Source organism: Bacteroidota bacterium, assembly GCA_005882315.1.
GTDB lineage: Bacteria > Bacteroidota > Bacteroidia > Chitinophagales > Chitinophagaceae > VBAR01.
Map to the genome: position 1 here is coordinate 1 of VBAR01000006.1, position 21,966 is coordinate 21,966.

Annotated in this window: 14 protein-coding genes; 11 read left to right on the top strand and 3 right to left on the bottom strand. The window is 37.7% G+C overall.

Features of this window, described 5'->3' with window-relative positions; translation table 11 throughout:
* Nucleotides 1-1,962 precede the first annotated feature (1,962 nt).
* Nucleotides 1,963-3,483 carry a hypothetical protein gene (locus E6H07_18390; protein TMI61493.1) on the top strand — a complete coding sequence of 507 codons (1,521 nt, stop codon included), beginning with the start codon at nucleotides 1,963-1,965 and terminating at the stop codon, nucleotides 3,481-3,483.
* Nucleotides 3,484-3,486: 3 nt separating this feature from the next.
* Here E6H07_18390 and E6H07_18395 read toward each other — a convergent pair whose 3' ends face one another.
* Both E6H07_18395 and E6H07_18400 read right to left on the bottom strand, forming a co-directional pair.
* Nucleotides 3,487-5,769, bottom strand: a complete 2,283-nt coding sequence (locus E6H07_18395) for a DUF4957 domain-containing protein (GenBank protein TMI61494.1) — start codon at nucleotides 5,767-5,769, stop codon at nucleotides 3,487-3,489.
* Nucleotides 5,770-5,772: 3 nt separating this feature from the next.
* Entirely contained in the window at nucleotides 5,773-6,813 is a 1,041-nt protein-coding gene (locus tag E6H07_18400) for a LacI family transcriptional regulator (GenBank protein ID TMI61495.1), read from the bottom strand.
* Nucleotides 6,814-7,084: 271 nt separating this feature from the next.
* Between E6H07_18400 and E6H07_18405 the strand changes: the two genes are divergently transcribed.
* Genes E6H07_18405 through E6H07_18450 form a run of 10 tightly spaced genes read left to right on the top strand, consistent with a single transcriptional unit; the run spans nucleotide 7,085 to nucleotide 20,858 of the window.
* Nucleotides 7,085-7,831: a glucose 1-dehydrogenase gene (locus E6H07_18405; GenBank protein TMI61496.1), complete on the top strand. Its 747-nt coding sequence runs from the start codon at nucleotides 7,085-7,087 to the stop codon at nucleotides 7,829-7,831.
* A gap of 21 nt (nucleotides 7,832-7,852) precedes the next feature.
* The gene (locus E6H07_18410) at nucleotides 7,853-10,051 is read left to right on the top strand and encodes an alginate lyase family protein (protein TMI61497.1); all 2,199 of its coding nucleotides are present in this window, start codon (nucleotides 7,853-7,855) and stop codon (nucleotides 10,049-10,051) included.
* A gap of 26 nt (nucleotides 10,052-10,077) precedes the next feature.
* A complete protein-coding gene (locus E6H07_18415; GenBank protein TMI61498.1) occupies nucleotides 10,078-10,425 on the top strand; it encodes a cupin domain-containing protein in 348 nt (115 codons plus the stop codon).
* A 38-nt stretch (nucleotides 10,426-10,463) separates the two neighbouring features.
* Entirely contained in the window at nucleotides 10,464-13,661 is a 3,198-nt protein-coding gene (locus E6H07_18420) for a TonB-dependent receptor (GenBank protein ID TMI61499.1), read from the top strand.
* Nucleotides 13,662-13,678: 17 nt separating this feature from the next.
* Entirely contained in the window at nucleotides 13,679-15,226 is a 1,548-nt protein-coding gene (locus E6H07_18425) for a RagB/SusD family nutrient uptake outer membrane protein (protein ID TMI61500.1), read from the top strand.
* Nucleotides 15,227-15,233: 7 nt separating this feature from the next.
* Entirely contained in the window at nucleotides 15,234-16,127 is an 894-nt protein-coding gene (locus E6H07_18430) for an alpha/beta hydrolase (protein TMI61501.1), read from the top strand.
* Between the two features lie 10 nt (nucleotides 16,128-16,137).
* Nucleotides 16,138-17,340, top strand: a complete 1,203-nt coding sequence (locus E6H07_18435) for a hypothetical protein (GenBank protein TMI61502.1) — start codon at nucleotides 16,138-16,140, stop codon at nucleotides 17,338-17,340.
* A 38-nt stretch (nucleotides 17,341-17,378) separates the two neighbouring features.
* Nucleotides 17,379-18,404 carry a sugar kinase gene (locus E6H07_18440; protein TMI61503.1) on the top strand — a complete coding sequence of 342 codons (1,026 nt, stop codon included), beginning with the start codon at nucleotides 17,379-17,381 and terminating at the stop codon, nucleotides 18,402-18,404.
* Nucleotides 18,394-19,674 (top strand): MFS transporter, encoded by a 1,281-nt coding sequence (locus E6H07_18445; GenBank protein ID TMI61504.1) that lies wholly within the window; start codon nucleotides 18,394-18,396, stop codon nucleotides 19,672-19,674. Before E6H07_18440 ends, E6H07_18445 begins: the two co-directional genes overlap by 11 nt.
* A complete protein-coding gene (locus E6H07_18450) occupies nucleotides 19,671-20,858 on the top strand; it encodes a glucuronyl hydrolase (GenBank protein TMI61505.1) in 1,188 nt (395 codons plus the stop codon). Before E6H07_18445 ends, E6H07_18450 begins: the two co-directional genes overlap by 4 nt.
* A gap of 50 nt (nucleotides 20,859-20,908) precedes the next feature.
* On the opposite strand, the gene E6H07_18455 is transcribed toward E6H07_18450, so the two are convergent.
* Nucleotides 20,909-21,919 carry a DUF4421 domain-containing protein gene (locus tag E6H07_18455; GenBank protein ID TMI61506.1) on the bottom strand — a complete coding sequence of 337 codons (1,011 nt, stop codon included), beginning with the start codon at nucleotides 21,917-21,919 and terminating at the stop codon, nucleotides 20,909-20,911.
* Nucleotides 21,920-21,966: the final 47 nt, after the last annotated feature.

Sequence of the window (21,966 nt, forward strand, 5' to 3'; positions counted from 1 at the left end):
GGTGCGACAGCAACATTAAGTGCAACTTTCCCAGCTGGTACAACAGTAACAGGTGTTGTATGGAGTGGTACGGGTGTAAGTGGAACAACATTTACTGCACCTGCTGCTGGTGGTGTGTTTACAGTTAATTATAGTGCAACAGTGAATGGATGTCCTGTCACAGGTTCATTTGCAATAACAGTATCAACTGTTCCAGCTCCGGTATTCGGAACAATAGGAACATTATGTCCTGGTGCGACAGCAACATTAAGTGCAACGTTCCCTGCTGGTACAACAGTAACAGGTGTTGTATGGAGTGGTACAGGTGTAAGTGGAACAACATTTACTGCACCTGCTGCTGGTGGTTCATATACTGTGAACTATAGTGCAACAGTGAATGGTTGTCCTGTCACCGGATCATTTACAATAACAGTAGCCAGTGCTCCCGCTACACTAATCGTAGTCGGTAATAACTTCTGCCCAGGCGGAAGCGGTACAATTACTGTACAGAATATACAGGCTGGTATTTCTTACCAGGTTCGTATTGTAGGAGGGGCCAATATAGGTGCAGCACAAAGCGGTGCTGCTGGTACTAACCTTACATTTACAAATATTCCAGTCGGTACATTCCAGATTGTAGCAACTAATATAAGTTCGAATTGTATGACTGTGTTTGGCAATGTAACAATTGCTCAAACTGTAGTTACTCCATGTATGATCACAGGGCCAACAAGTGTATGCATGGGCACGAGGAATACATACACTGTACAAACTGGACCGGGTGTTACAAATATTCAATGGAGCATTCAGGGTGGAAATTGCATCATCGTGGGTACCGCTACAACAGCAACAGTTTCCATTAAGGCAATAGGACCAGGTACGTTCATTATACGTGCAACTGTAATGTATGGTAACTGCCCTACCAGTTGCGAATTGACAGTTACTTCGACTCCTTTGACAGTAAGTGCGGCACATGTTATTGTTTGTCCAAATTCAACTGGCACATTGGTTGGTAGCCCTGCAGGTGGTGTATGGGCAAGTACGAATCCGCTGATCCAGGCTGCTATCAATAACAGCAACTCGACCTTCAACTCTACTGGTATACCAGCAGGTAATTATCCAGTCACCTATACGGTTATCCAAGCCGATAGTTGTACGGGTACAGCTTTAGGTTCTATAACAATACTATCAGCAGGAGTGATTGGAAGACTTGCGGGAAACTATTCAGAAGGAGAAATGATGGAGATCACGATGGACAGGTCCACCAAAGGAATTAGGTATCAACTGTTACGCAATGGAGTTGCGGTTGGTTCTCCTGTAAATGGTACCGGCAGCGAGATCAACTTTGGGCCGCATACGTTTAATGGAGAATATTCCGTTAGGGCAAGTAATTTAGAAGCGGATTGTTCGGCAACGAGTGGTGCCCAACGTATTCTTCCAACGAATGGTCCAGCGACACTTCGGGTAGATGCCAAGCTAAAAGTTACAGCATTTCCCAATCCTTTCAGCGATCAGATCCGGTTTGTAATTGAATCGGATATCGCAGGAAAGGCTGTTCTGGAAGTATACAATTTACTTGGCGCAAAACTCCAGACAGTATATGAAGGGCATGTTGATGCGAACAAAAAGCTAAATGTTGATTTCGTAGTTCCCGAATTACAACGTGTTCATATGATCTATAAATTGAGAGTTGGTAATTACGAGACAACTGGTAAATTAATAAATATCAGATAAAAACGGATCATGTGTTAAATCCAAGGAGTTGCCTGGAAACAGGCAGCTCCTTTTTTATGATCTATCTTTTTTATTTTGAATTTTACGTTCGGCGAATTTACAACGAGCAGTGATTAAGACAGTACGGATTAAGATTTCAGTTTTGGGCACAAACCGAGGCATTTACTTCGGTTTGTTTTTACTATAATTGAAAGTCTACATCATTTTTTCTTTTAATTTTAGTTCGTCACCTCATTCAAAAAACTTATTATGTTCAACAAAAAAGTGTTTTCTGCTCTGCAGGTTGTAGCCTATTTATTTTTATTACAAGCATGCAAACCTGCAAAGCAACTTACGACAACGACAACTACAACTCTGCCGAAGGTAACTACGGAATTCAGGGCCGCGTGGGTGGCAACAGTGGCCAACATTAACTGGCCCAGCAGACCGGGGTTGGCGGTAGATTCACAAAAGATAGAAGCCATTGCATTACTTGATTTTTTGCAGAAACATAATTTCAATGCCGCCATATTACAAGTAAGGCCTCAGGCTGATGCACTTTATAAAAGTGACCTGGAGCCATGGTCTTATTATCTTACCGGCTCACAGGGAAAAGCTCCCGAACCATTTTATGATCCGCTGGAGTTTTGGGTAAAAGAAGCCCATGACCGCGGTATTGAATTACATGTCTGGCTCAATCCTTACCGTGCACATCATAAGGATGGAAAAGAAATAAGTGAACTCTCTGTTGTAAAAAAACATCCTGACTGGGTTGTTTATCTTAAAGAAGGTTATTGGTGGATGGATCCGGCAAAAAAAGAAGTGCAGGATATGACCAATGATGTGATCATGGATATTGTAAAGCGTTATGATATTGATGGCATTCACATGGATGATTATTTCTATCCCTATCCTTCTTACAATGGCGGTGTTGATTTTCCTGATTCAGTAAGTTGGGCTGCCTATCAACGCAGTGGCGGCAAACTGTCTCGTGGAGACTGGCGTCGTGATGCAGTGAATAAATTGATCCAACGTTTATATACAAATATCAAGGCCGAAAAATCATGGGTAAAATTTGGTTTGAGTCCTTTTGGTATCTGGCGACCCGGTTATCCTAATATGGTAGAAGGTTTTGATCAGTATGATCAGCTTTATGCTGATGCAAAGCTCTGGCTTAATAAAGGATGGATAGATTATTTTACTCCGCAACTATATTGGCCAGTGAACCGCTATGCACAAAGCTTCCCCGTATTATTGGGTTGGTGGGCCGGCGAAAACAAAATGGACCGTCATTTATGGCCTGGTATTAGTGTGGGCCGTGATAGTACCGATAAAAACCTGGATGAGATCATCAACGAGATAATGATTGACCGTGGTATGATACCGGAAAGTATGGGAGTCGTTCATTGGAGTATTTCATCTTTAACAAAGAATCCAAGAATGGCGGATACGCTATTAAAGTCTGTCTATAAAAAACAGGCATTGGTGCCGTCAAGTCCCTGGCTTGATAAAAATGCACCGGCAGCGCCGGCTGTTATTACTGAAACGCAAAACGATCTTCTAAAAATCAGCTGGACACACCCGGATGAGAAAGACGTTTTTCAATGGGTGGTTTATCACAAATATAATAACCGCTGGAGCTATACTATTCTTGATCATTCTAAACGATCGCTAAGTATAAGAAAAGTTGTCGGCGAAAATGCACAACGTCAGACATTATCAGGCATTATTGTTACAGCTGTAGATAGAACAGGGAATGAGAGTGTGAAAAATATAATAGAAATAAAGTGATTTTTATTTTCCAGCTATGTTATTTTTCTCCTTCACATATTTGTTTGTAACGATCTTGCCTGAGTTTGTTAATGAGTTATTCCTGATTGAATGTGCAGCCCTTACAGCATCTTCATAAACTATCAGCGATTTGCCGATATTACTATTAGAAAAACTATTCTTTTCAAGTAATGAATATTGGGTGCCATACAAGTGAATCAAAGCCAGGTCAGTCTTAGTATTACTGTTCGATACTGAGTTATTTGAAAAAATCAAATGTGGTCCCATGGTGCTTTCATCATTACCACCCCGAAGCATTGTTAATAGCTGGTCTTTATGTTCTTTAAATGAGGAGTTAGTTATTTTTAATTTCTCTACATTATAGTATCCTTTATTATCAATTTCGTTATCGAATTTAAATAACACTCCGTTGCCATTGCTGAATGTACATCTATTGATAATAATGCTATCTGAAATAGCTGATTTAGCTGCCGTAAAAAAAGCTCCATTAAGATTCTTAATAACGCAATTGTTCATGTACAGATTTGAATGATTAGAACTACCGGAAGTATCAGTAGTAATAAATGTACCGGCTGATACAGAATTTAAATCCAGGTTAAGGTTAGTAAGCTTTAGATTTTTTCCTGCTTTTAGCTGAATAAAAAAACCTGAATTAGAAGAGTTAGAAAACCTGATGATTTGTTTTTGAGTGCTTGTTAATGATACATCGTTGATTATTGTTAATGGGGAACTGAAAACATATTCGGTTCCCGTCAAATTAATTGTCAATTCGGCACTCGAATTTTCAGATAATAGCTGTTCAATTTCTTTGGCTGTTTTGCAGTCTTTTTTTCTTTGTTTGACTACTTGTTTATTTTTTGGATTGTACCATTTTGCTCCACATGAAGAAACAGCATTCATCCAGGTTTCCTGTAATCGTTTTGTACTTGCATGCCCTGGTTTATCTGAAAGTGGCGAACCAAGCCTCTCTTTACTTATTGTTTTTAAGGAATCACCTATAATATATTTTGCACTGCTACCGGGAACCGGGTTAGGAAATGGTAGTGAAGTTGTTTTGGTAAGTGTGAAAGCGTTTTTAGTAAAGCCAGTAATGTTCGGGTTGTAAATAGCACTCATCAGGTTGCCTGAAAACTTAATACCACTTATATCATCATAGATGTGGCATAATTGTGTGTCTTTTGAATTGAAGAAAATATTATTCTCAAAGTAAACTTTGCTTGGAGGTACGGATCGCTCAGTATCACTTCCTTCGCAAAAGCTTATTGGAGTACATTCAACAAAACTGTTATTTGCAATGACTGCATCTGTTACTTCTACATAACGGTTAGCCGGAGAATTAGGGACTCCATTCATTATTGATAGAGGTGACCTGAATCCCACACCACGGCATTGATAGAAGTAGTTATTTACGACCCATTGTCCTTTGTTAATAATACGTACGCCACCCGTCCCTTCTTTGTTATTGCCAAGGAAAGTATTATTCTCAACCGTATTAAAATTACCGTGCCTGAATACTACTGCACCCTGGCATTCTTTAAAAAGATTATTACGGATAATATTTGATCCTGACTTGATTGATACAATTTCTGTTTCACCATCACAGGTTTCAAAAAAATTATCGGTTATCTGTGTGTTGGAGTTGAACTCGCAATGCTGTGATACACCTACACGGATAATTTCTCCACCATTTGAAGCAAGAGGTTGTCGCACTCCAAAATAATTATGATCAATAGAATGAAAATTTTCCCTGCTTCTCTCATCATCAAGAATAACGGCAAGCAGCACTCCTAAGTTTTTCTTATTTAAAAAGCTGCAATGATCCAACCGGTTATTTTTTCCATAAAATGCAATCCAATAATTTTCGTCCAGTCTTTTGGAGTTATTGAAATCATTAATAACAGTATTGGTTACCCTGCAGTTATTAGCTATTTTATCCTTATTGATACAAAATTTAATAACCGCATCATTACCTGCATAACCTTTTTCAAAATATAAACCATCAACGATAATATAGTTTCCACCGAGATTGAGTTTGGAGTTTCCTGATATTAAAACTTTGCCTGCTGTTTGTGCTTTAAATATAATCGGAAGTTCTTTTGTACCACTACAATCCAGTTTTATAATTGCATTTTCCCATACACCATTTTGTAAAACAATTGTATCGCCAGGTTTTGCTTCCTTGTTTGCTTTATTTAATTCATCAATATTTTTTACCGGGATATTTCTGGCTATGGAAATTGTTGATACAAGGATGAGAAAATAATTCAATAAAAAAAATCTACACATGAGTTATATTTTTTTTGTTCCGTTTCCGGGAGTAATTCTTTGAGAGGATTCCCTGATAAATAATTTGGGTTTTAAAACCTGTTCCACACCAGTCATATCTTCATTATGGTGCATGGATTCAATAAAAAGTTTTGCTGCTGCCTTTCCTAATTCAAAACAAGGTTGTTCAACACTTGATATTGTTGGCGTAACAAGACTTAGGGCAGGCTCATTATTAAATCCGACGAGCCCAATATCCTGTGGCATTTTTAATCCTCTTTCTTTAATGGCAAGCATTGCTCCAATTGCCATACGATCACTGATGGTGCATATTGCATCAGGCCTTTTTTTCATTGATAATAATTCACGGGTGGCAAAGAATGCATAGTCCTGGTTAAAATCACAATGAACGATCAGGTCATTGTCTTTTTTGATCTTGTGCTTTTTCAATGCATTCAAGTAACCATCAAGCCTGCTGTTACTGATGCCAAGGTTTTTTGGTCCGGCTAATATGGCTATACGTTTATAACCCTGTTCTATCAAATGCTCAGTAGCCATGAAGCCACCGCTTTCATTATCTAATCGTACACTCGGTGCTATAAGGTCAGGTGTTACACGATCAAAGACCACCATTGGTAAATCTCTTTCCTGTATTTTTTTAAAATGTTCAAATGATTTTGTTTCGCTGGAAACAGAAATGATAAAACCATCAACCAAACTTTCCAGCAATCTCCTTGTATTTACGATCTCTCTTCCAAACGATTCATTACTCTGGCAAACCATTACAGTGTAACCGGCTTCCAGTGCTACCTCATCAATACCTTTTACCATTGTTGATAAAACATAATCGAGGTTGGGAACGATCACGCCGATCGTATGTGTTTGCTTTTGCCGGAGGCTTAATGCCAATTTATTAGGTTGATAGCTAAGCTCCTCTGATATCGCCATTACGGCTTTTTTTGTATCATTATTTACATCAGGCGCATTTCGTAATGCTCTTGATACAGTAGAGATAGATATATTCAGATGCCTTGCTATATCTTTTATTGTAGCGGGTTTATTCATTCGAAGTCGCAATCATTGAGGCGTAAATGTAAACGAATTTAAAATACCGAGAATCCCGGCAGCGATACCGGTAACGATGCCGGCAAAAACATTTAGAAAATATATGACGAAATATAAAATTATGTAGACAGTATCTAACAAATTGAAATAAAAATTTGAGATTATACAACGACTATAAAATTCGGATGGCTTGTTTTCTCCTTTAATATTACACCCTCTTAGTTTTTGGTTTTTTATAACGTTTAATTAAACAGACGTATAATATAATAATATGAAAGATAAAGTTGCAATTGTAACCGGCGGTGCCAGGGATATCGGCAGGCAGGTTTCATTAAAGCTGGCAGCAGCAGGAGTAAAAGTTTGTGTCAATTATTTTGGCAATAAAGCATTAGCTGATGAAACAATTCAGCTTATTAAGAACAATGCGGGAGATGCAATTGCGGTGTATGGTGATATGACAAAAACTGCTGATGTAAAAAAACTGGTTGATACCTGTATTGAAAAGTATGGCTCAGTCATTCATATTCTTGTAAATGTTGCAGGCGGTATCATGGGAAGAAAAGTATTGGCTGATCTAAGTGAGGATTTCTGGGATTCAGTAATTGATGTTAACCTGAAATCTGTTTATCTCGCGACTAAAGAAGTGGTTCCTCATATGACTTCAGGCGGTGCAATTGTAAATTTTTCTTCACAGGCAGCAAGAGACGGCGGTGGTTTCGGTGCATTGGCTTATGCAACATCGAAAGGTGGTGTGCTTACATTGACGAGAGGGCTTGCAAAAGAGTTAGGTCCAAAAGGAATACGTGTTAACTGCGTTTCACCTGGTATGATCAATACTACATTCCACGACACATTTACAAAACCTGAGGTTAGAACAAATGTTGCTGCTGCTACACCATTGCGCAGAGAAGGTAAGGCTGAAGAAGTAGGTGATCTTGCTTTTTACTTAGCCAGTGATGCTTCTTCATTTATTAATGGAGAGAGTGTTGAAATTAACGGTGGTACTTATTTCGCATAAAGCGAATTGAATATATAACGAATGCTTCGATTGCCAGTTGTCTTATTATTAATGATTTCCTGTTTGCTGTCTTCTGCACAACAGCACCCGGTTACATTTTTTACCAAAGCAGAAGCAGCTGAGGTAAAAAGAAATATTGCAGTGTATCCATTACTATCTCAGTCATATAGCAATTTAAAAAAACAAGTAGATGAGTATGTAGGCAAAGATGTCGATGTTCCCTTTCCAAAAGATCCTGCAGGCGGTTATACTCATGATAAACATAAGTCCAACTATACGCTGATGTTTAACAGTGGTATTTTATACAACCTGACCGGCGATAAAAGATATGCAACACTGGTAAAAGAAATGTTTTTAAAATATGCTGTATTAAATCCAACATTAAAAAATCATCCTCAGGCTACCAGCAGTTCACCCGGAAGAATTTTCTGGCAGGCATTAAATGACGCAAATTGGTTGGTATATACAGGCATGGCTTATGATCTTATTTACAATTCACTATCACCAGTAGAAAGAAAAACCATTGAGGAAGGTGCTTTTAAACCTGAAGTAGATTATTTCACAAAGGATTTGAATAAATGGTTTGATCTTTTGCATAATCATGCTGTATGGGCATGTGCAGGTGTAGGAATTGTAGGCATTGCTACTAATAACCAGGATTATATTGATATGGCTTTGTATGGGACAAAGAAGAATAAGAAAAAAGGTTTCCTGGCACAGATGGATAATCTTTTTTCGCCAGATGGATATTATACAGAAGGGCCCTATTATGTACGGTATGCCATTCTTCCATATATGCTTTTTGCGAATGCGCTGAATAATACAAGTCCATCTTTAAAAATATTTGACTACCGGAATAAAATTCTTCAAAAGGCATTGATGACTTGTTTACAGCAGACCAATACTAATGGCTCATTCTTTCCTTTGAATGATGCGATAAAAGATAAAGATTATACTACGAACGAATTAATTACAGCAATAAATATAGCCTGGCCGGTATATGGGGGGGATCAGGGTTTACTTACAGTTGCCAAAAAGCAAAACAAGGTTATGCTTAACAAGGGCGGCGTATTAGTTGCAGCAGCTCTTGCAAAAAACAAAAATATCTCTGCATTCTATCCATATAAAACTATCGAAAGTAAAGATGGTGTGAACGGCGATGAAGGCGGTGTGAGTATTTTCAGGAATGGTATAGATGACGATTTAACAAGTTTGATATTTAAATATACATCGCAGGGAATGGGGCATGGACATTTTGATAAATTAAATATTAATCTTTTTGACCAGGGAAATGAAATACTGCAGGATTATGGTTCTGCACGTTTTGTGGGTATTGAGCAAAAGTATGGCGGCAGGTATTTGCCGGAAAACACAGCCTATGCTTCACAAACAATTGCACATAACACAATTATAGTTGATGAGACAAGTCATTTTAGTGGTGATGGAGATATCGGAGAAAAATTTCATTCACAAAAATTGTTTTCCGATACAAAAAACCCGGCATTACTTGTTGCTGCAGCGGAAGAAAATAATGCTTATAAAAATATTCATCTCCAGCGTAACTTATATATGGTTCAGTTACCAGAAGGCAAAAAAATGATCATAGATATTTTTAATACATCAGCGAATGAACTTCATCAATACGATCTTCCTTTTCAATATAACGGACAATTCATAGCCACTTCATTTAAATATACACCAGCAACAAAGAAACAGGAAACGCTGGGTACAAAAAATGGGTACCAATTTATCTGGAAAGAGGCTGAAGCATCAGTCAATGAAGGAACTGTTCAATTCACTTTCTTAAATAACAGTACCTATTATTCTATTTCATCACTTGTACAGGATTCGGCAAAATTATTTTTTGCCAGGACCGGTGCGAATGATCCAGATTTCAATTTAAGACGAGAGCCTTCATATATTATCCGGAAGAAAGCCGCAAGTCCATCCTTTATCAACGTAATTGAAATACATGGCAAGTTTGACACGGTAAATGAATATTCATCGAATGCATACCCCTCAGTTAAGAAAATAAACCTGTTAAAACAGGATAATGAGTTTACAGTAGCTGAAATTTTATTAAATGACAAGAGCTTGGTTGTAGTTCAATGTAATAAAGATTTCAAAGCAGGAAATAAACATACCGTAAATGCCGGCGGTAAAAATTTTGAATGGACAGGGCCCTATTCAGTTTTATATAACGGGAAAGAATTGAAATAAAAGATTTATAAATAAAAAATTATGTTATGAAGACAAATGAAGCGGAAAAAGTATTTATAGAAAATGCGAGTGTCGAATGGGAAAATGTTGATAAAGGCATGAGAAGAAAGATCATGGCTTATGATGATAAGCTGATGGTAGTAAAAGTGGAATTTGAAACTGGTGGCATTGGGACTTTGCACCAGCATTATCATTCCCAAATTACTCATGTGGAAAGCGGTGTGTTTGAAGTGGAGATAGGTGATGAGAAGAAGATCCTGAGGGCGGGTGATGCATTCTATATTCCTTCCAATGTTATGCACGGTGCTGTATGCCTTGAAGCCGGGGTATTAATTGATGTCTTTAGTCCTATGAGGGAAGATTTTATTAAATAAAAAAAGCGTATAAAATTTTTAAAATAAAAACTGCGATTATGAAACAAATACGATGCTTGCTGCTGCTGCTGCCAATGCTTATTTTGATTACATCAGCATTTGCTCAAAACAAAGAAATCACCGGTAAGGTGATTGATCAAAGTACCGGACTGCCACTAAATGGAGTTTCCATATTAAGTGATAATAATAAAGTGGGTGTAAAAACAAAAGAGGACGGCACCTTCTCTATTTCTGTCGGAACTGCTACCAAATCACTTGTTTTTTCTTTTATTGGTTATGCTTCGCAGAATATTCCTGTTGAAGGGAAAACAAATATCAATGTTTCGATGGTAACTGAAGCAACGGAACAGGCAGAGGTAGTGGTGATTGGTTATGGTACACAAAAGAAATCAAATGTGACGGGTGCTGTTTCTAAATATAAAAATGAAAAAATGGATCAATCACCTGTATCACGTTTGGACCAGGCACTGCAGGGGAGGATCGCTGGTGTGCAGGTACAGAATATTTCGTCGGAAGCAGGTGCTGCACCAAAGATCAGTATACGGGGTATCAGTTCTGTAAATGCAGGTGCAAGCCCACTTATTGTAATAGATGGTCAACCAATACCAGATGGATTGGGATATATAAACCTTGCTGATGTAGAGTCTGTTGAAGTATTGAAAGATGCAGCTTCAGCAGCTATTTATGGATCAAGAGGTGCAAGTGGAGTTATACTTGTTACAACAAAAAGCGGTAAGTCAGAAAAACCAAAATATAATTTCAGGTACTCAATTGGTAGAAAAGAAGATTATAAGCGTTATGATATTATGACGACTACCGAATACACTAATTTATTATTTAGTGAAGCTGCATACAAAGCAACCGACCCAAGCATAACACCTCCAACTGGTACTGCTATAGCAAGTAATGCAGAAAGGGCAGCTTACATTATAGAAACAACTATGATGGGAGGAGAAGGAACAGACTGGCAGAAAGAATCTTTAAGACCTGGAATGTTTCAAAATTTACAACTAAGTGCATCCGGTGGAAAAAAAGATACCAGGTACTTTATTTCCGGAGGCTATCAGAGAGATGAGGGAATGATGTATAAAAGTGATTTTGAGAAATTTAATTTAAGAACCAAAATGAACGTGGATCTCAGCAATAGGGTAAAAATTTCAATGAATCTAAATCCATCGTATACAAGGAGAGAATCTCCTTCTGAAAATCTGACAAATTTTTATCGCTACCCAAGTTTCATACCGGTATATCATAATGCACTGACGGCTGCAAACGTAAACCAGATACCACAGTGGGCTAATATAAGACCCGGAGATTTCGCACAGCCAAGGCATTTTAGTGCCATAGCATATTCAGGCACTATGCCCGATGGTAGCACCTGGGGGCCAACTGTTGCTGATCCATTCAGCTCAGCTCAAAACACACCAAAGTCTTCTACACTTAACCAGGATAATAAATCCAATGAATACAGGTTACAGGCCGCAGGAGATATTTCTGTTAATATAATACCCGGTTTAGATTTCAAATCGCTTGCAAGTGTTTATGTAAATTATACAACAGCACTCAACTGGGCCAACCGGAATGCAACTGCTGACGGTGTAGTTAATAAAGGTGTTTATATTAACAACACATATATGGATCTCTTATCAGAAAACACATTGACATACACAAAGAAGTTTAAGGAACATTCTTTTGATGTATTATTTGGTTTTACGGCACAAAAAACAAATATAAACAAGGATCAAACGACGGGGTTGGATTATCCGAGTGATAATATAAGGACACTTAATAATGCAACTTCAATAGACAAGGCAGGAACTTTTGGAACTAAAAACTCAATTGGTCTTATCTCTTACCTTGGAAGAATTAATTATAGTTTTAAAAGCAGGTACTTGCTTTCTGCCAGTTTCCGTGCCGACGGCAGTTCTTATTTTGGCCCGGGAAATAAATGGGGGAACTTCCCATCTGTTTCTGTAGGTTGGATAGCTTCTGAAGAAGATTTTTTGAAAAATGCAAGCTGGCTAAACAGGCTTAAGTTCAGGGCCAGTTATGGTGTTTCAGGTAATAACCGGATACTTGATTTCGGCTTCCTTGATCTGTTGAATTCTGCAAACTATTCTTTTGGGTCCAATACGGGCACGATCACTTCCGGACAGGTTACTTCATCTACTATCATAGGTAACAAGGATATTACCTGGGAAAGTACATTCCAGACAAACTTTGGTATGGATCTTTCGATCATAAAAAATAAGATCAATCTTTCAGTTGATGTATATAAATCAAAAACGGATAAATTATTATTACAACAATCTTCTATGGCCTTTACTGGTGTTCCGCAGTTCTGGAATAATATAGGAAGCCTGGAAAATAAAGGGTTTGAGTTGGAGTTGTCCACTACCAATTTTGCTTCAAAAAATTTCAAATGGACAACGTCGGCTAATTTTTCACGTACAAGAAATAAAATTCTTGAGTTAGGCAAAGAAGCATACTTGCTGAACCAGGGAGAAAGAACTGAAGTGTACCAGAATAAAGTTGGCGACCCTTTAATACAGTTCTACGGTTTTAAAACAGATGGCGTATGGCTTTCACAGGCTGATATAGATGCAGCAAGAGCAAGAGGTTTAACCAGTAGCCTGGCGAATGTATTTATAGCCGGTGGACTAAAAATAGTTGATGTAGATGGCAATAATATTATTGATAATAATGACAGAACAATAATCGGCAATCCTTATCCTGATTTTACCTGGGGTATTACAAATAATTTATCTTATAAAGGATTTGATCTGAGTTTTATGTTCCAGGGCGTAAAGGGTGGATCATTGATAAACGGAGATGCTAATTACAATGAATCAAGAAGAATGCTGAGAGTGTTTAATAATAATCGCTGGCTTAGTCCTAAGTTTCCAGGTGATGGAAAAACTCCTTATTCTACAATCGGGTTTAACTGGATGCTGACAGACTATGTTGTTGAGGACGCCTCGTATTTTGCATTGCGTGATATAAACTTTGGTTACACGTTGCCCGAATCAGCTGTCAAATTTTTAAAAATGACTTCATTGCGTGTTTATTTCGCCGCACAAAATCTTTATTTCAATATGGCTAAAGGATACCGGGCACTAAATCCTGAAGGGCGTTCCAATGGCGGCGCCTATGCATCAACTCTTATAGACGGGTATCAAAGAGGAAGTTTTCCAATACCGAAGAGTTTTGTTTTTGGAGTTGATATAAATTTTTAAAACAAAAAATAATTATTATGAAAGCGTTTAAATATATTATTCTGTTAACCGGGGTTGCAGTTTGCGGCTGTAAAAAAACAATCGACCTGTACCCGCAATCTAATCTTAACACGGCTACATATTATTCAAATACAAGTGAAGTCAACACCGCATTAACCGGTTGCTATAATGCAATGCAAAAACCAATGCTGGAAGAATGGACATTGACGGAACTCCGGAGTGATAATTCTATCCAGGGTGTAGCGGGCAGTACTTCAACACCCAATAGGGATTTAAGCGATCTCGATATGTTTTTCCCGAGTACTTCGCATGCGGGCAATTACAATTACTGGCTCAGTACTTATTATAATATCCGTAATTTAAATATAGTACTTAACAGTCTTGGAGTAAATTATAATGAAGCTCCTGGCACAATTACATATGATGAAACACCATTCACCCTCGCAGATGCTGATCGTAAAAAAATGGCATCACAGGCTTCTTTTATAAGGGCTTATCAATATTTTAACCTGGTGAGATTATATGGTGGTGTTTTCTTAATACATGAGCCTGTTTCACCAATAGATGCAAAAAGTTTAAACCGGAGCCCCAAAGAAGATATTTATAAATTAATAATAGCTGATCTATTAAATGCATCTGCTAACGGGCCTACAGCAAAATTTGCACAGATTCCTGCAACTGATCTGGGAAGGGCAAATAGTTGGAGTGCAAAAGCATTATTGGCCAAAGTTTATCTTACGTTGAACAGGAAAACAGATGCCGCCACATTATTGCAGGATATCATTACAAACAGTGGCTATAGCCTCCAGGCTAGTTATGCGAATGTATTTTCAATTACTACAGAAATGAATTCAGAAATTCTTTTTAACGTTCGTTATAAGGCCGGGGGAATTGGACTGGGTTCTACTTTTGCAAATTCATTTGCCCCATTAAATAGTGGTTCTGCCGTTGTAAATGGTGATGGCCTTGGATTAAATTATCCAACTGCAGAGTTAAATAATTTGTATACGGCCACCGATGCAAGAAAGGCAGTAAATATTGGTGTATTCGGAAGTGGCAGCTCAGCAAAACTGTATCCCAAAAAACATATTTCTGCAGTAGCTATAGTTAGAGATGCAGAAAATGACTGGCCGATAATCAGGTATGCGGATGTGTTACTGATGCTTGCGGAAGCCCAGGGAAACTCCACTTCTAGTATTGGTTTAATAAACCAGGTTCGGGTAAGAGCGGCGCTTACACCATTAGATCCATTATTAATAAACACGACAGCATTATTTGAAAATGCTCTTGCAACAGAAAGAAGACTTGAATTTGCTTTTGAAAATCAGCGGTGGTATGATCTAGTAAGGTTTAATACAACGTTCACTACTATTACGGCAGAACAAACATTAAAAAATCATTTCGCAGTAATGTATCCGTTGCATTATGTTAATTATCCATCACCGAGGCTAACGTTAGCGGAAATGCAGGCTTTAGTAACTCCGGAAAAAATGCTGTTGCCTATTCCTCAGAGAGAGATTGATAATAATACACAATTGGTAATTCCACAAAATCCCGGCTATTGATTATAAAATGAATAAAGCATACCTGGCTATACTGATTTTTCTTTCGCCGTTTTGTATAAAGGCTCAAACAAATGCAGACACAACTTACAAACCAGTTGAGTATCCGGCAGGCTATACTGCACAATTGAACGCAGTATATACAAGAGTAAATGACTGGGAGGGTAAGATGGATATTTATTTTACCTCAAAAGAAAAGAAACCCACACCGGTTGTAATAAATATTCATGGCGGCGGATGGAATCATGGAGAGAAAGAATCACAAACAGGCTTTAATACTTTTTTCAAAGAAGGGTTTGCTGTTGCAAATATTGAATATCGTTTAACGGGCCAGGCTACGGCACCTGCAGCAATTGAGGATACAAGATGTGCATTGATCTATTTAATTAAAAATGCAAAAGAATTAAATATTGATGTAAACAAAATTGTGATCATGGGTGGTAGTTCAGGAGGACATCTTGCATTAATGGGAGGTTTGTTGGGAAATGATCATCGTTTTGATACAAACTGCCCCGGTGTAGAAAATATCAAAGTAGCGGCTATAATAGATAAATATGGAATTACTGATGTGTGGGATTGGGGTTACGGTAAAATTCTTACCAGCAAATCTGCTATAACCTGGTTGGGTGCTAAAGCGAAGGATGAAACATTTGCAAGATCTGTTTCACCAATAAACTATATTACAAAAGACAGCCCACCTGTTTTTATTGTGCATGGCGATGCTGATCCTATAGTGCCTTACCAGCAATCAGTTGATCTCCATAAAAAATTAATGGATGCAGGTGTCAAGACAGAATTTATAACAGTGAAAGGAGGATTACATGGCAAGTTTGAACAAGAAAAAAACAGTGAGATCAATAAGGCGATTATCAGTTTCATAAAGAGTTTAAAAAATTTCGATTAATAATTGGATAATGATTAATAAGAAACCGGTACTAATAGTATTCCTTTTACTTGCGTGTAGCATAATAAATGCACAGGAAGGCGCAGTAAGTGTTGATAAAATAAAACTTGATTTTAATGTTTTAGCAGAGAAGAAAAAAGCTGTTCAGTCAAAAGACGCATTATTGATGCCTGCCTATGATCAATTGTTAAAGACTGCGGAAAAATTGTTGAAATATGAACCAGTGAGTGTCATGGGGAAAAAAGATCTTCCTCCCAGTGGAGATAAGCATGATTATATGAGCCTTGCTCCTTATTGGTGGCCGGATCCATCTAAACCCAACGGGCTTCCCTATATAAGAAAGGATGGCGAAACAAACCCTGAAGTAAAAAACTATACCGATAAGGTAAATATGCCTAGATTATGTGAGAATGTTTATATGCTTAGCCTGGCATATTATTTTTCCGGTGATGAAAAATATGCTGCTCATGCAAGTAAACTTTTACAGGTTTGGTTTTTGGATAGTGACACAAAAATGAACCCTAATTTAAAATATGGGCAGGCTATAAAAGGTGTTACAGAGGGCAGGGGAGCAGGAATAATTGATACCCGGCATTTTGTTTTTGTAATTGATGCACTGGAGCTATTAAAAAAATCAAAATCATGGACGGCAAAGAATCATCTGGGTATGCAAAAATGGTTTTCTGATCTTTTACATTGGCTCAATACAAGTGAAATTGGCATTGATGAAATGAACGCAAAAAACAACCATGGTGTTTGGTATGATGCACAAACGCTTTCAATGGCATTGTTTGTTGATAGTATTGATTTAGCAAAAAGAATTATTGCCCGTTCTGTCAATCGCTTGGACACACAGATGGATACCAATGGTTTTTTTCCCCTGGAAATGGAACGTACAATATCCCTGCATTATACTGTTTTCGTTTTAGATGCATTTTGCATTATCGCACAACTATCAGAAAAAACAGGAACGAATTTCTGGACACTTGAAACTAAATCCGGTAAATCTTTAAATAAAGGGTTGCAAGCTATCTTTCCTTATATCGCTAAGGAAAAGCAATGGGTTGGCCCGCAAATAAAGCCATTCAATTTTACTGAAGGATTTCAACTTTTCATCAGGGGCGCTGCAAAATTGAAATGCAGTTCTTGTGCAGGTGCGGTTAAAAAAATAGCTGGGGACGAATATGGAAAATTACTGGTAAATCTTTTATAAGCAGATAGTTTGAAACCAGGTATCGAATAAATAATTCAATGAAAAAGGTTTTATGTTTTGGTGAATTGCTTTTACGATTGCCACCAGCAAACGCAGGGGAATGGCTTCGCCAGAATACAATGCCTGTTTTCGTTGGAGGTGCAGAATTGAATGTCGCCACGGCCCTGGCAAAATGGGAAATCCCGGTGAAATATTGTACAGCACTTCCTGATAACATTATTTCAAAAGATATTGCAGATTACCTTCAACAGAAAAATATAGATACATCCCCGGTTATATATTCGGGTGAACGAATAGGTTTGTATTACTTAAAAGAAGGATCGGATATGAAAAGTGGGGAAAATGTTTTTGATAGAAAATATTCTTCTTTTTCAACATTAGCGACAGGGATAGTTGATTGGGATAAAATATTTGACGAGGTTTCCTGGTTTCACCTGAGTGCAATTCCACCCGCAGTTAGTGCATCAGCAGCTGCACTATGTGCAGAAGCTTTAGAAGCTGCTTCAAAAAAAAATATTACTATTTCATTAGATCTTAATCACAGATCGCTATTGTGGAAATATGGTAAAGAACCGATTGAAGTAATGCCTGCGCTTGTTAAATATTGCAATGTCGTGATGGGGAATGTTTGGTCGGCCAATTCTTTATTGGGTATTCCTTTTGATGCATCTATTCATGCGGTCGGTACACAGGCAGCTTATTTGAAACAAGCTACCGAAACAGCCCGAAATATTTTTGAAAAATTCCCACGATGTAATTGGGTAGCCAATACTTTTCGTTTTGATAGCAGCACAGAAAGCATTCGTTATTATGCTGCATTAGATACTTTAAAACAACAATCAGTATCACCAATCTTCCAGACAGAAACAGTCATTGAAAAAGTAGGTAGTGGTGATTGTTTTATGGCAGGCTTAATTTATGGAATTATAAAAGAGAATGCTCCAAAGGATATCATCAGCTTTGCCGCAGCCGCTGCTTTTGGAAAATTGCAGGAAAAAGGAGATGCTACAAATAATAGTGTTGATCAAATTCAGAATATTTTAAAACAGCATAATGAAAATTAAAGGGCTTCGCTGGTGGATAATAACCCTGATTGCCATTGCGACTGTTATCAATTACATTGATCGCAGTGCTATCAATATCATGTGGCCCTATATTTATAAAGATTTTGGTATTGCCGATGCAGATAATAAAAATGCGTTAGCATTGATCACTACTTTCTTCATGATCGCTTATGCCATCGGGCAAACAGTTACCGGTAAAATGATGGATGCTATCGGTACAAGATTAGGTATGGCTGTTTCCATTGCAGCATGGAGTGTTTCCATTGCCTTGCATGCAGTAGCAAAAACAATTTCTTCATTTAATATTTTCCGTTTTTTTCTTGGAATGAGTGAAGCGGGTAACTGGCCCGGTGCAACTAAAAGCAATGCAGAATGGTTTCCAGCAAAAGAAAGAGCCATTGCACAGGGAATATTTGGGGCTGGTGCTTCACTGGGATCTGTAGTAAGTGCACCTGTTATTGCTGTATTATATCTTGCTATTGGGTGGCAGGGAACATTTGCTGGCATTGCGGTGTTGGGTATATTATGGATCATTCCCTGGCTAATTATTAATAAAGCAACACCTGATAAACATCCATGGATAACTAAGGAAGAACAGAAATATATTTTAGACAGTTCTGCAGATAAAGCGACTTCGACAGTTGAATCCAAAGTATATACATGGAGACAGCTTCTTAAATTCAAAACTACCTGGAGCATTATATCTTCCCGTTTTTTTATTGACCCTGTATGGTGGTTATTTGTAACATGGCTACCTACTTTTTTAAAAGAGCAATTTACATTTGATATAAAACAGATCGGGGCTTTCGCCTGGGCGCCTTACTTATTAGCTGCAATGGGAAGTTTGATCGGTGGATATTATTCATCAAAACTAATTCGCAAAGGTGTAAACGCAGTCAAAGCAAGAAAGAGTGCAATTACAATTGGCTGCATCATCATGCTTGTTTCTTTGGTTACTATTGTGATCATGCTGGATGGGTTAAAAGAAAAACCTGCTGTTGCCATAGCATTAATTGGTGTAACACTTTTTGGCTTTCAATTTTTGATAAACAATATTCAAACACTTCCATCAGATTTTTTTAATGGAAAAAATGTTGGGGTTGTTTCCGGAATGGGTGGTACGGCAGCAGTATTAGGAGTATTAATTACAACATGGATGGTTCCAGTACTCACAAAAACAAGTTATGTCTCCTTTTTTATACTGGCAGCGGTGTTAGTTCCATTAGCATGGCTCTCATTAAAGATTTTTGCAAAAAAAAGAAATACATGAATAAAATTAATAGCAGGATAAATATTTGTTTAAATTTTTTTGTATTCATATCAATTAGCTTTTCTTCATATAGTCTATCTGCGCAGAATATAAAAAAAGCTTTCCATGATGCCGAAAAGCAGGAATCGTTATTTTATGAAAATGCAGTAGCTGCCAGGGCAGATAAAAAAATATTTCCCCGTTCCATAAATAAGGACTCTTTAAAGCTTGTTGTTTCTAATGACTGGACAAGCGGTTTCTTTCCGGGTATACTTTGGTTGATGTATGAGAATACCGGCAAAAATGAATGGAGAACAAAAGCAGAAGAGTTTACACTATTAATGGAAAAGGAACCGGGAAACGCTGGTTCACATGATGTAGGATTTAAAGTTTATAACAGCTATGGAAATGGTTACCGCCTTACCAATAATGCAGAATATAAAAAACAGGTTATCCGTGGTGCTGCTACATTAGCTACCCGGTTTAATAAAAATGTGGGCTGCATTCGTTCGTGGGATTTTGGTACCTGGAAGTACCCTGTTATTATAGACAATATGATGAACCTCGAGTTGTTATTTGAAGCTACAAAAATGAGTGGGGATTCATCTTACTATAAAATTGCTGTCAGCCATGCCAATACAACAATGAAGAATCATTTTCGTTCTGACTTCAGTTGTTATCATGTTATGGATTATGATGCTGTATCAGGAAAAGCGATTGGCGGAAGCACACATCAGGGCTATTCGGATAAGTCTGCCTGGGCCAGGGGACAAGCATGGGCATTGTACGGTTTTACTATGTGTTACAGGGAAACAAAAGACCCTGCATACTTAAAGCTGGCAGAAAATATTGCCTCTTTTCTTATTAATCATCCACGGCTTCCCACAGATAAAATTCCTTATTGGGATTTTGATGCACCGGAGATCATAAAAGAACCGAGGGATGCTTCAGCCGCAGCTATTATGGCATCTGCACTTTACGAGTTGCAGGGCTATTCAGCTAATCAAAAACAATACAAGGGTTTTGCTGATAAAATATTAAATAGTCTTATTAAAAGTTATCGTTCACCAATTGGATCACATTACGGATTTATTCTTTTGCATAGCACGGGTCATAAGCCAACAAACGGGGAAGTTGATACACCTATCATTTATGCAGATTATTATTTTTTGGAAGCATTGTTGAGAAGAATGAAGCTTAATTAATCTGGGTTAGCCTGAAAAACAAAACTCAACTAGTTAAACTGATCTTTAGTTCAAGCAGCGTGTTTATGCTTATGCGTCTCAAACTTATGTGCAACTACAACCCGAATATTACCTGAGGAGAATTTATAATTGTCTGGTGTAAGAGACCCTTGCATTGATAAGATGCTACCTGTCAAATTAGCACTTACATTCCACTTTCTTCCATTATACCCCAATGCTGCTTTAAAAACATTCGATGGATTCAAAGAAACATTTTTTTCTTTTCTTGTTTCATCTTCTTCTCTTATAAAATTGACATCTAAATTAATTACCATTGAACCTGTAATAAAAAAATGTTGCGCCATGACCAAAGTATAAGCATAACCTGCACCAGGTCCAAAACTCAGGACGTTGATCTTATTAATTCCTGCCTGGGGAAATTTACTGCTATAGAAACCTGGTATCAATGCACTATCACCCTGTACTGTGCCATGATGAAATTCACCGCCGTATATAAATGACCCGGCAGATTTCTTTTGCCACTCAGTTTGTAAGAGGGCAGCCCGATAAGAAAATCTTTTTTTGTTAGGGACCTGGTAAGCAGAAATGCCAAAAAAAGTTGTTTTCACATCTTCACGATAGTAATACTTGTCTGCCGGTACACCCGCCATTCCCTGTTGGTCCAAATGATAGCCTTTTGGGGATATATACATTAGGTCAATGGCCCATTTACGGGGATATAGATGCACCTGGAAATTAAATCCTTTTGTTTTTCCTTTTTCATCGCTGTTCTTGTTTAAAAAACTAAAACCATTGAAAAGATTTATCGAAATATTTTTTATAGTAACACCTGCTCCAAGATTAAGTTTAGGGTTTGCATTATATTCAAGATCATCTCCGTTACCGCCGGAAGGGAACTTGAGGCCTACATATTTTTTTGATAAATAGAGACGGACAGTGATCTTATCTGCGAGCTTTTCATAATAAGTGGTGTCATGCTGAAAATCCTTTTGTGCATTCAATGATAGTGAAGAAATGAAAAATATGAATGTCATCAATAGAGGTACGATTATTTTATTCATTCCTTAAAAGTTTAATTATCGGATAAATTACGATTCTGCCCTACTTT